At 43.0% G+C, this 12,777-nt stretch carries 8 protein-coding genes; 4 read left to right on the top strand and 4 right to left on the bottom strand.

The genetic code is table 11. From position 1 onward, the window contains the following. The first annotated feature begins 518 nt into the window (after positions 1 to 518). The 4 genes from OMHG_RS02695 to OMHG_RS02680 all read left to right on the top strand — a co-directional run bounded on the left by OMHG_RS02695 (position 519) and on the right by OMHG_RS02680 (position 6,357). Positions 519 to 1,781 (top strand): MDR family MFS transporter, encoded by a 1,263-nt coding sequence (locus OMHG_RS02695; RefSeq protein ID WP_010648096.1) that lies wholly within the window; start codon positions 519 to 521, stop codon positions 1,779 to 1,781. A 376-nt stretch (positions 1,782 to 2,157) separates the two neighbouring features. Further along, on the top strand, positions 2,158 to 3,897 hold the full coding sequence (locus OMHG_RS02690) for a phospho-sugar mutase (RefSeq protein ID WP_010648094.1): 1,740 nt from the start codon (positions 2,158 to 2,160) through the stop codon (positions 3,895 to 3,897). Between the two features lie 17 nt (positions 3,898 to 3,914). Continuing rightward, the gene (locus tag OMHG_RS02685) at positions 3,915 to 4,865 is read left to right on the top strand and encodes an LCP family glycopolymer transferase (RefSeq protein ID WP_010648093.1); all 951 of its coding nucleotides are present in this window, start codon (positions 3,915 to 3,917) and stop codon (positions 4,863 to 4,865) included. A 199-nt stretch (positions 4,866 to 5,064) separates the two neighbouring features. Beyond that, positions 5,065 to 6,357, top strand: coding sequence for a M20 family metallo-hydrolase (locus OMHG_RS02680; RefSeq protein ID WP_044476757.1), 1,293 nt, complete (start codon positions 5,065 to 5,067; stop codon positions 6,355 to 6,357). 846 nt (positions 6,358 to 7,203) lie between these two features. Here the strand turns inward: OMHG_RS02680 and OMHG_RS02675 are convergent. From OMHG_RS02675 to OMHG_RS02660, 4 genes are all read right to left on the bottom strand, one after another. Further along, positions 7,204 to 8,463, bottom strand: a complete 1,260-nt coding sequence (locus OMHG_RS02675; protein ID WP_010648090.1) for a glutamate-5-semialdehyde dehydrogenase — start codon at positions 8,461 to 8,463, stop codon at positions 7,204 to 7,206. A 21-nt stretch (positions 8,464 to 8,484) separates the two neighbouring features. Further along, positions 8,485 to 9,618, bottom strand: a complete 1,134-nt coding sequence (gene proB / locus OMHG_RS02670) for a glutamate 5-kinase (protein WP_010648088.1) — start codon at positions 9,616 to 9,618, stop codon at positions 8,485 to 8,487. A 55-nt stretch (positions 9,619 to 9,673) separates the two neighbouring features. Further along, entirely contained in the window at positions 9,674 to 10,510 is an 837-nt protein-coding gene (proC, locus tag OMHG_RS02665) for a pyrroline-5-carboxylate reductase (protein ID WP_010648087.1), read from the bottom strand. 627 nt (positions 10,511 to 11,137) lie between these two features. After that, positions 11,138 to 12,184 carry a lactonase family protein gene (locus tag OMHG_RS02660; RefSeq protein WP_010648086.1) on the bottom strand — a complete coding sequence of 349 codons (1,047 nt, stop codon included), beginning with the start codon at positions 12,182 to 12,184 and terminating at the stop codon, positions 11,138 to 11,140. Positions 12,185 to 12,777: the final 593 nt, after the last annotated feature.

Raw genomic sequence — 12,777 nt, 5'->3', positions numbered from 1 at the left:
CAATTATTATAGCAAAGATGTTGTGATGACAGCCGGGGGAATCGCGCAATACAGGGTGAGAAACGCGCGATATGGTGTGGGAATTGCGCAATAGAGCCAGAAAATCGCGCAATAAGGGGTGAAAAACGCGCAATACGACCAGGAAATCGCGCAATGTGGCCAGAAAATCGCGCGACTCTGCCGGACTCCCGGCAAACCACTCCAAATATCGCCAGCCCCATTCCCTACTTCCCCTCCCCTCGCAACTCCGCCCCAAAATACACAACCCCCCCATAAAGATCGGGAGAGGCTGCTGACAAGCACTCTCCCTTTTTATTTTATATGATTCGATTTACCTGAAAAATATATTGTCTAATCTCGCTTTTCCCTATATACTGAAAATTGCTCTAAGTCTATTAACTAGCCATTGATAAAGATAGAAAACATAACAGTTTATTAGTTGAGAAAGTGTTTGTGGACTCGCTTGTTTTTACTGCTCTTTACCGCCTGGCAAATTCAGAGAGAATGGAGGGAGCAGTATGAAATTTTCGCAGTTTCATCCAACCATCAAGATTCGAATTGTAGAATCTTTCTTGAGTTCTGCAATCGGTAATATGATTTTTCCATTTATGGCAATCTATTTATCCGCCTACTTTGGACTTAAAATCACTGGAATTCTATTATTGATTAATGTATTTATTGGCATTGCATTATCCTTTTTCGGCGGATACTTTTCCGATAACTTTGGCCGAAAGAAAATCATAGTATTTGCAGAGGTCATGCGATTTATCGCATTTACCGTGATGATGATTTGTAATTCTCCGTGGATTACATTGCCGTTGATCACTTATTTTATGATGACGGTCAATACAATCTGCTGGGCGCTTGCTGGTCCCGCAAACCAGGCTATGCTGATTGATGTAAGTAAGCCGGTCGAGCGGAAGTATATGTTCTCCATTATGTACTGGTCCAGTAATATATCTGTTGCAATCGGAGGAACGATTGGAGGATTCCTCTTTAAAGATCACTTATTTGAACTCTTCATTGCATTATCGATCGTATCGTTGATTACTGTATTCCTGATTGTGTTCTTTATTGGTGAAAGCTTTGTACCTAAAGTGAGGAAGAAGGAGAAGCTTATCAGGCATGCATCCCTTATGATAGGGAGCTACCGAGATGTATTCCGGGATAATCTGTTCATTTTATATGCACTGGCAATTGTATTGGTGATGCAGATGGAGTTCCAGCTGGGGAACTATGTCGGAATCCGGCTTGCCGAACAATTGTCGGAACAGACACTGCTCTGGTGGCAGGTTGGCGGGATTGAAGTAGCTGGTCTGCTAAGAACGGAAAATACCGTAATTGTCGCTTTGCTGGCACTGTTTGCGGCAAGCATGGTATCCCGTTTTAAGGACCGCCATGTTATGGTTTTAAGCTCATTTATATTTGTGGCAGGCTATGCAATTGTTTCCTATTCCAATAACCTGTGGTTCCTGTTCATCGCCATGCTGTTTGCTTCACTAGCGGAAGTCATGCGCGTACCGGTCGAGCAGAATTATATTGCAAGCCTGCCGCCGGAAGATAAGCGCAGCTCCTACTTAGCCATCAGCGGAATGGGATATAATCTCGCCCAGCTGATTTGTTCTTTCACCGTCATGATCAGTGCATATATCTCAAGTGCAGGCACATCATTGGTCATCGCGGGAATTGGATTTGCCGGTGTTCTATTGCTTTTGAAAATCGGACCGAGATTGGATAAGCGAGTGGCTGAGACAGTGGAATTGGAAAGTGAACATGCATAATAGATAGGATCCGTTTTATGAACAATTAAGTAAGACCCCGTCCATTCGTGAGCGGGGTCTTACTTATAGAATAGTATGGTTATAACCTTTAAGAAGAGATAAGAATTGGAGATATGGAAATATGGTAATATTTAATAAAGGGATAGGTATCGCTCGCTTTGTTTCGATAAAAATATACCTGTGCGGCAGATGGAATCCTAAAAACCTGAATGTAATGGGGACGCCTTTGGAGAGAATAACTTCTGGGCAATTTTAAATAATAATCAGTAAGCGAGGAATGTCGAAGAATCTGTAAAATAAAAACAAAATGCTTTCCAAATATAGTATAATAGTCATAGTTTTAAGGAGAATAGTTTTACATTATGGAGGTAATCAATTGGATTGGAAAATAAATTATAAAAAATGGAAACAATTTGCGGCGTTGGATCGTCAATTAAAAGAGAAGCTTGAAGAACTTGAAAGTGACAACAAACAACTTGAAGACAGTTTCTATAAAACCCTTGAGTTTGGTACTGGAGGAATCCGCGGAGAACTGGGTCCCGGGACAAATCGTATGAATATCTATACGATACGAAAGGCTTCAGAGGGATTAGCTCGTTACATAGAACAATATGGTGAAGAAGCAAAAATGCGTGGAGTTGCTATCGCCTATGATTCACGCTTCAAGTCACCAGAATTTGCTATGGAAGCTGCTCGAACCCTGGGACAGCACGGAATACAGGCATATGTATTTGAATCGCTGCGTTCTACTCCGGAATTGTCATTTGCCGTAAGATATTTGCATGCCTATTGTGGGATCGTCATTACTGCAAGCCACAATCCACCTGAATATAATGGATTTAAAGTGTACGGAAAAGATGGAGCACAACTCCCGCCTGCAGCTGCCGATGAAGTTATTGTAAAAGTTAATGAAGTGGAAGATGAATTAACAGTAGCGGTTGGTAACGTAGAGGACCTGAAAACGGAAGGTCTTATTACAATGATTGGAGAAACTGTGGATCAAGCCTACTTGAAACAGCTTCAGACGATTAACGTGAATAAGGATATTATTAAAGAGGTTGCGGATGACTTCAAAATTGTCTATACACCTTTACATGGAACCGGTAATATACCAGTACGCAGAGGGTTGGAAGGAATCGGATTCAAGCATGTCCAAGTGGTGAATGAACAGGAGCTTCCGGATTCAAGTTTTTCAACAGTTCAATCCCCAAACCCGGAGGAGCATGCAGCATTTGAATTGGCGATTCAGTACGGTGAAGAAAGCAATGCTGATATGCTACTTGGGACAGATCCTGATACAGATCGCGTAGGGGTAGCGGTTCGAAATAGCAAGGGCGTTTTTGAAGTATTGACGGGAAATCAGGTAGGTGCTCTCCTTTTAAATTACCTGATTACAGAAAAACAGAAGCTAAACGAACTTCCTAAACATGCCACGGTCTTAAAAACGATTGTAACTTCTGAGATTGGACGGGACATTGCTGCAGCACATGAATTGGAAACAATCGATACGTTAACAGGATTTAAATTCATTGGTGAGAAAATCAAAGAGTTTGAGGAGACTGGCGAGAAACGTTTCTTGTTTGGTTATGAAGAAAGCTATGGCTATTTAATCGGTGATTTTGTCCGTGACAAAGATGCGGTGCAGGCATGCCTATTGATCGCTGAAGTTGGTGCCTACTATAAGTCGAAGAATATGACATTGTATGAAGGCCTGTTATCTATTTTCGAAAAGTATGGCTACTATAAAGAGACGCTTGAGTCATTGACATTAAAAGGGAAAGATGGTGTTGAGCAGATAAATGCCATTTTAGCGGCTTTCCGCGAGAATCCTCCAGTTGAAATGATTGGAAAGGCTGTCTTGGCAATAGAGGATTATCAGGCAAGTAAGCGTATGGCAGGAAACCGGGAAGAACAAATACATTTACCGAAATCAAATGTATTAAAATATAAATTGGAAGATGGAGCTTGGTTCTGTCTAAGACCATCGGGAACGGAGCCGAAAATCAAGTTTTATTTCGGTGTAAAGGAAGAATCGCTGGAAGCAAGTGAAAAAGTGGTTCAAGAGCTGCAAAATGCTGTCATGGACCGAGTTAAAGAAGAAATCAACAGACATTAAAGTAAAGGAAGATGAAGATGGCAGGGGAAAAGAGAGCTGGCAAGCGTAGAAAACCAAGACGCCTTTGGTTAAAAATAACTTTATCCGTGCTGTTAGTTTTAGTTTTGGGTGTTGGAATTTATGCCTATTCTATTTATGACAATGCAAAAGGCGCTGTCAATGAGCAGATGCATCAAAAGGTAACTGCAATTGATGAAAAAGTAGGCAAGCAAAAAATTGAGGAAAAGGAATCCTTAAACATCTTATTGCTTGGCGTAGATAAGCGCGGGAGTGATGGTGGGCGGTCGGATGCATTAATGGTCCTTTCCTTGGATCAGAAGAATGAAAAAATGCAGCTCGTAAGCATACCGCGTGATACGAGGACGATGATTGTCGGCAAAGGCTTTGAGGACAAAATCAACCATGCTTATGCATTTGGTGGAACAGATATGTCCATTTCCACAGTAGAAGATTTACTTGATATCGAACTCGATTATTATGTTGAGATGAATATGGAAGGTTTGGCAGATCTCATTGATTCACTTGGAGAGATTACAGTGCAGAATGAGATTGATTGGATTGATGAAGGATTTTACCAAGAAGGCTATCATTACGCAGAAGGTGAACTTACTATGGATGGAGCTCAAACGATGGGCTTTGTCCGTATGCGACATAAAGATCCTCAAGGAGATTTCGGACGTACAGAGCGTCAGCGCAAGGTTATCGGGGCAATTATTGATAAGGGAGCAAGCGTAGCATCTGTAGGAAAGATCAACAGTGTCATAGATGTGCTCGGCAATAATATGGCTACCAATATGGACTTTGACGATATGAAGGATCTACTGTTAAATTATGCAAATGTACGAAGGAATTCTTCAAATTATATGCTGCAAGGCAGCGGAACAACAATTGATGGAATCTATTACTATCAGGTACCTGACGAAGAGCTTGCCAAGGTACATGAGATGATTGCAGAAATGGATTCGTAATAAAGAAATAGAAAAATAGACAACCTGCACTTGGGAATAGAGTGCAGGTTTTTTGCTGAATCAGAAATGTGGAAGTCCATATGGATATAAAGAAAACTTATCCTTTTTAAAACAAGTCCATTCCTATAAAATAAGAATTATATCATTTTTGAAATTAATCAGGAAAGACATCCGAATTTTTCATCGAAAGGGGACTATTATGGAATCTACAATATTTCTAAAAAACTTACTGGATGGGTATGACGTTAGCTTAAGCCATTCCGGGGTAAACGGTGAGAGACTTGCCGCCAGATTAGACGCACTCTCGAAAATTGGCGCTGCAGAAAACGGTGGCGTAACAAGGCTTGGCTATTCGATAGAAGAAAAACAAGCGAAGGAACTGGTCATCGGCTGGATGAAGGAAGCGGGTCTTTCTATTACGATAGATGGGGCCGGTAATGTTTTCGGTAGATTGGAAGGTAAGCAGGAGGCCCCTGCTGTCATGTCAGGCTCCCATCTTGATAGTGTGCCAAATGGCGGAAATTTTGATGGCCCATTAGGGGTGCTCGCAGCGCTTGAGATTGTCGAAGCCTGGAATGATACACGTTACATACCACCCATTCCATATGAAGTAGCCATTTTTACAGACGAAGAGGGATCCAGATTTAAGGCAGGGCTAACGGGAAGCCGCTCTTTTGTTGGCAAAATCACAAGTGCGGAATTGGATCAACTGATCGATAAAGGCGGACAAACCTTTGATGAAATTATTAAGGACTATGGAAGTAATCGACAAGCTTTCTTAGATCCCCATTATAGAACAAGGGCTATTCAGATGTTTGTCGAGGTTCATATCGAACAAGGGCTGATATTGGAAAAGCAAGACGAACCGGCAGGAATTGTAAGTGGCATTGCAGGACCATCCTGGCTGGAAGTTTCATTCAAGGGAAAAGCAGGACATGCAGGCAATACGCCTATGGAAGGCAGGAAAGATCCGGTTATCGCAGCTGGTATGTTTGTACAGGAAATTGAAACTTTGCCAAGACAAGTCAGTCAAACTGCCGTCGCAACAGTCGGTAAATTGGATGTCATCCCAAATGGTGTAAATGTCATTGCACAAGAGGTTAATATTATGGTGGATATCCGGGACATCACCGAAGAATCCCGCGACAGTCTCTTGGATCAGATTTGCCAAAAGGCCGAAGAAATCGCTGCAAATAGAGGAATTGAGGTAACATGGAATATCAATACGAGAATAAAACCATTACCGATTGCAAAGACCATGCAGGAAAGATTGGCAACCGCAATGAAAAAGTTCGATATCAACCCAACCTACATACCAAGCGGTGCCGGACATGATTCTATGATACTTGGCGAGGAGCTCCCAGTCGCGATGATTTTTACAAGAAGCAAAGACGGGATTAGCCATACACCAGAGGAATGGTCGAGTCTGAATGATTGCATTCAGACGGTACATGTATTGAAGGCGTTTATTGAAGACATGATGGAAGGGTAAGAAGGGACCATTGTGTTGAAGAAGGAATCAGAGCTCTATTCTCTGATTCTTTTTTAATAAAAGGCTGTTTTCTCAAAGATTGTTGTTTTTACATAAAATATATAAACTGCGACGTAACAGCAATGCCCGATTTCCGCTCCGGGCAGTCGCTTTTCGCGGGCACCGCTTCAGCTTCCTCAGAAGCAAGCCCGGCTTCTTGCGGGATCTTCACCTGTTGCTTTTCCCGCAGGAGTCGACTGCCCTGCGCTCCAATAATCAGCTTAATAATCGAATATCAGCAATTTGATTCAGAAAGCTTAATCTTAGCGGAGGAAATACACGGAGACTCCTGCGGGAAAAGCGAAGACGCTAAGACCCCACAGAGAGCGAACTTTGCGAGCGAGGAGGCTTAGCGCGAGCCCGCGGAAAGCGCAGTGTATTTCCGGAGCGGAGATTACCACAATATAATTTCTATAAATAATTGACAGAACAGCATAGAAATGAGGAAATTCACTTTGACTTTTTTGTCTTAAGAAAAACTGAAGACGCTAAGACCCCACTAGATGCACCTGCGTCTGCCAGTAACGCTCTGTAGTATGCTTCCTCGGTGCAAGGGAACAAAGAAGTAAACGCAAGTAGTACCCTGGCTCATCGCGAGCCCGCGGAAAGCGCAGTGTATTTCCGCAGTGGGGATAAGACACCAATCATTTCCTGTTACATCGCTGTTTCTATCAAATACAATGTTAGAGATAACAACAATACTTACGAAAAGAGCCTAATAAAAATAACTCAGTAAAAATAAAAAGCGCAGTCCCCCAGCCGCTAAATAGCCGGAGGACATGCGCCATATATCTAATAATGAACAGTCTACCTAACTTGCCCATTTCCATTCATTAAATATTTAATTGTTGTCAATGCAGGCAGTCCCATTGGGCCGCGTGCATGCAGCTTTTGGGTCGAAATCCCAATTTCAGCACCGAATCCCAGTGCACTTCCGTCGGTGAAGCGGGTGGAGGCATTATGATACAATGCGGCTGCATCGACCAGCTTCATGAATTTGACAGCGACCTCTTTGTTTTCTGTGATAATTGCTTCAGAGTGCTTTGTTCCGTATTCATCAATATGTTCAATGGCTTCATCGGCACTGCTTACTATTTTGATGGCAATATCTGTACTTAGATATTCATTGGCCCAGTCTTCTTCTCCGGCAGGAATTGCGCCAGGAATAGCTTGCATGGCGGTTTCGTCGCCATGGACGGCAATGTTATTTTCTGACAAAGTCGATACAAGGGCATCTTTATTTTTTTCGAACCAGTTTTTATGAATAATTGCGGTTTCTGCCGCGTTACAGACAGCGGGGCGGTCTGTTTTGGCATTGACCAGAATTGCCAGGGCTTTATTTACATCTGCATCTGCATCAATGTAAATATGGCAGTTCCCTACTCCGGTTTCCAGAACTGGTACAGTGGCATTGTCAACAACTGCCTGAATGAGTGAACCGCCACCACGGGGAATCAGCACATCGATATGCTGTTTCATGGTGAATAATTGCTGTGTTGCTTCCCGGTCGGTACTTGCGATAAATTGTACGGCATCTTTTGGTATTTTTGTCTGTTCGAGTCCGCGGTGGATGACTTCTACGATTTTCTGGTTTGAATGGATTGCAGAAGATCCACCTTTTAGTACAATTGCGTTTCCAGATTTCAAGGCAAGCCCTGTTGCATCAACGGTTACATTTGGACGTGCTTCGTAAATCATGCCGATAACTCCGAGGGGAACGGTAATCTTTTGTACATTCAGTCCGTTATCCAAGGTCCAATCAGAATCCACGATTCCAGTTGGGTCTTCAAGATCCGCTACCTCGCGCAGGCCTTGTGCAAAGTCCTGAATCCGTTCTTTTGTGAGGCTCAATCGGTCCATATAGGCATTGTTATAGCCTTTTTCTATGCCTTGAGCAAGGTCTTCCTTATTCGCAGCAATGATTGTTGCATATTCAGCATCCAGCACATCGGCTATGGTATGCAGTGCTTCATTCTTTTCTTCGGTGGTCAGTAATGATAAAGTCTTGGCAGCCTTCTTGGCCAAAATTGCCTGTTCTTCGACGTTCACTTTATGAATGACTGTCATCAAACTCCTCCTCAAATAGTATTAAACACCTGCAAGTACAGCGGTGTCGAGCCGGCAGACGAGCTGTTCGCTTTCAATTGCGGCATTGCTAAAGTTTTCGTTGTCGGCAGCTGTATGGTTGATAAATTGATCCAATGCCTTAGAAGAATAATTCACGACACCAAGACCAATTTCTTCACCGGTCACATCAAAGATCTTTACAACAGCACCTTGTCTAAAACGTCCCGTGACACTGTGTATGTCTGATGGATTAAGATTGGTTTGGTTCTTGATGATTGCCTCTTTGGCAGCATGATTGATGGTCAATTCCCCCTCTGGTCCAGAGTTAAAGGCAATCCACTGCTTTTTCTGATTTAAATTTTCCATGTTTTCCTGAGGATTGAAATATGTTCCGAGAGCATTCTTATAAACGGCATCATAAATAATGCCGATCGTGCTTGATTTTCCTAAAAAGGAAGAAATCCCGGATGCCATCGCAATTTTCACTGCGTCAATTTTGGATTTCATTCCGCCAGTTCCGACAGCGCTGCCAGGTTCCCCAGCTGATGCTTCTATTTCCGGAGTGATTTCATTCACCTTGGTTAAAAGCTTTGCACCTTTATTTTTGCGCGGATCACTGTCATATAATCCATCGATGTCAGACAGGATGATGAGCTGATCCGCGTTAATAAGTCCGGCTACTTTTGCAGAAAGGGTATCATTATCCCCGAACCGCAGGAAGTCCATCGTAATGGTATCATTCTCATTAACGATTGGCACAATGCCGCGATCAAGCAGAACATTAATTGTATTGCGGGCATTGTTGTAGCGGTTTTCATCGGAAAAATCACTGCGTGTAATTAAAATTTGGGATGCGACATATCCGTGTGACATGAAAATATCCGAATATGTTTCAATCAGCAGTCCCTGACCAATGGATGCGGCAGCTTGCTTTTCGGATAAGGTTTTCGGTCGGGTCAGGCAGCCAAGCTTGCGATAACCAGCTGCAACTGCTCCTGATGAAACGAGCAATACCTTATGGCCATCATCTTTTAATCGGACAACCTCTGCTACCAATTTTTCCAATTTTCTCCTGCTAACTTCTCCATTCTTGCTTGTCAGCGAACTACTTCCAATCTTAATTACGATCCGTTTTTCCTCGGTGTCAGGTGTCACTTTATCACTCCTAATTTATTGTCATCCTGATTGTTGGCTGTATATTTCTGTGCATTTATAATTTTACTGGTTCCTTACTTAATTTACTTAATTCCTTCGAGCGGGAAGCAGCGCTTTTTACTGCCTCTTCAATGGCTTTCCCGCCACCAAACTTGTCGAGAGCATCGAGTCCAGCAGCTGTTGTACCGTTTGGAGACGTAATATTTCTTCTGAGTTCCGCCGGTGTCTCTTCTTGATCTATAATCATCTTCGCGGCGCCATACAGTGTTTGCGCGCCAATTTTACGTGCCAATTCCCGTTCCATTCCAGCTTCATGGCCAGCTTCTTCCATATGCTCCATTAGCTTGTAAAAATAAGCCGGGCCACTGCCTGCTATACCCGTGTATATATCCATCATGTCTTCGTCAATGAGATACGCTTCCCCAATGCAATTCATCAATTCTTTCGCCATTTTCAGCTGGTCCATATCCACAAATTTCCCCGGGGAAACTGCAGTAGCCGATTCTTGAATCATGCTGGAAGTGTTCGGCATGACCCGAATTACCCGCTGGCGGTCGTTCAGGCCATCTTCCATGTACGATGTTGAGATGCCTGCCAACACAGAAATGAGTAATTGATCGGCGGTGATTTTCTCATGCAAGTCTTCCAATACACCATCAATGTCTTTCGGTTTCATCGCCAAAATAAATATATCTATTGTCTTATAATCTAGTTGATCCTTTGTCACGGCTTCAATGCCATATTTGTCTTTTAATTCACTCAAACGCTCAATATTGCTTCGGTTTGTAACGGTAATTTGCTCAGCATTCAATTTTCCTGATTGGACAAATCCTGAAATAATTGCCTCTGCCATATTACCTGCGCCCAAAAATGCAATCCGTTTGTTATTCAAAATGAAATACACTCCTAATTTTTGATTTCCGTTTTCTTAAGCCGTCTACTAGGGTAACACTCTCAATTTATAGTTCAAGTGTTTTTACATAAGTCGGGTGTATATGGCTCAAATAGTTAAAGTAAGCGGTAACATCGGAAGATATATGGCTTTAATCCTTACTGAGAGTCCTATATCCGTTCTCATCGTTATATATGGAAGGTGAAATAATGGAAGACAAGTTTTATAAATCTAATAAGGGAAGAGATGGAGAATATTGCAATCGAGGAGAAATGGTTTTGTTGGGGGGCTGGGGGAATTAGTTTTACTGGGCAAAAATTTGGTTGTATAAGCTGAAAGGGGCAAGGAAGGAATTAGCCTGGGCGGTGAATGGGTGTTAGGAGGGACTGGAGATTTGGATATGGAAGTGGAAGAGAAGGCTTGAGAGCATGCCGGGCGGTGGAGGGAAGAGATGTAAAGCTATGAGTATGTCGGCGGTGGAGGAAAGAGAGATAAAAGGTTATGTGTATATGGAAGAGAAAGAGTCAGGGCATGGGATGTTGTGGCAAAATATATAGGTATTCAAATTTTTGCCCCTGATTCCAAAATTGAATCAGGGGCAATTTTTACGTATGAGATAGTTAGGGTTTATAAGAATTTAAGACAAATAGGTTCTGGAGCATTTATATCGCTTTGCAATAGCTTCAATTTTCCAGTCTCAGCATCTCTTGAAAAAAGCACAAGATTATTGGTCTCCTGATTTGCCGCAATGAGAAATTTCTCTGAAGGATCTAAAACGAAATCCCGCGGCCAATCGCCTTCTGTAGAAGTGTTCTCAACAAATGTAAGTTTTCCGCTTTCATCATCTACTCGAAAGACAGCAATACTATTGTGACCGCGATTACCCGCATATACAAATTTGCCGTCGGAAGTGATGTGAATTGCGCTGCCCTGGTTATTTTCTGTAAAATCATCAGGAATAGCTCCAATTGATTGCATGATGGAAAAGCTTCCATTACTACTATCATAATTTAAAACGATGATCTCAGAGCTGAATTCAGTCATAATATAGGCAATATTTTCACGCTTTGGATGGAAAGTCAGATGTCTCGGCCCGCTGCCACCTGGGATCTCCAAACGATGGGCCTCCGCTAATTCCCCTTGCTCGCTGACAGTATAGGTAACCAGCAAATCGCTGCCCAAATCTACAGTAATCAAATATTTCTCATCTGGTGTCATGCCGGCATAATGGACATGTGCTTTCTCCTGCCTATGATCTGGGCCGCTTCCGGTATGCTGGATCGTGGAAACAGCCGGGCTGATTGTCCCATCTTCTTCATTTAACAGATAGGAATCGACCGTCCCCTTATGGTAATTTGCACTGAATAAGAATCGACGCGCTGAATCCGTGTTGACATGGCAAGGATTCGGGCCATCCGCCAATTGCTGATTTAAAAATGTAAGCCCTCCTGTATTCTGATCAATGGCATAAGAAGCCACCCCACCCTGACCTTCGTCCTTTGCAATAGAATAGAGGTACTTCTTATCATCTGTAATTTTCAAATAAGTTGGACCGCCAATCTCCGCCGCAAGTTTTACATCTGTTAGCTTCGCCTCATCGGTATCAAGTGAAAATGAATAAATCCCTTTGCTATCCTTCTTCGTATAAGTGCCAATATACCCCGTATATTTCATTGATATAACGCTCCCTTTTTTAGTATGAATGATTGAATGTAGCCGCATACATTTAACAACGAAAGAAATACTTCTAATAAATCAATAGTACCTAACTATTATGGATAAAGGCAAATTATATTGATTTGTGAGAGTAGAGGAGAGGTCCCGGCCGCGGGCTGAAGTCGAAAACGGGTGGATACTGCAGGATCGGGGCGGGAGCGCGTTGCGAGAGCGGGGCGGAGGCGCATTGCAAGAGAGCGGCGCAGGGGCACGTTGCAGTAGTACAGCAGGGATTCCGCGGTTTATCGCATTAATTCCGTGCTAAATAGAATAATTCCGCGAAATTGCGCACAATTCCGCGCTTTTCGAGATAATTCCGCGGAAACAGCAACTAATTCCGCGTTTCGCCGAAAAAAGGAGAGCGTTGCAGGCGCGCTGGCAGGGATTCCGCGGTTTTTCGAGATAATTCCGCGCTAAACAGAATAAATCCGCGGTTTTTGAGATAATTCCGCGCTTTTACGGATAATTCCGCGAAAACAGCAACTAATTCCGCGTTTCGCCGAAAAAAGGGGTGCGCTGCAGGAGCGCTGGCGGGGATTCCGCGGTTTATC

Source organism: Oceanobacillus massiliensis str. N'diop, assembly GCF_000285495.1.
GTDB lineage: Bacteria > Bacillota > Bacilli > Bacillales > Amphibacillaceae > Oceanobacillus > Oceanobacillus massiliensis.
Note: the sequence above shows the minus strand (reverse complement) of the source record. Positions and strands in the feature narration are given on the sequence as shown.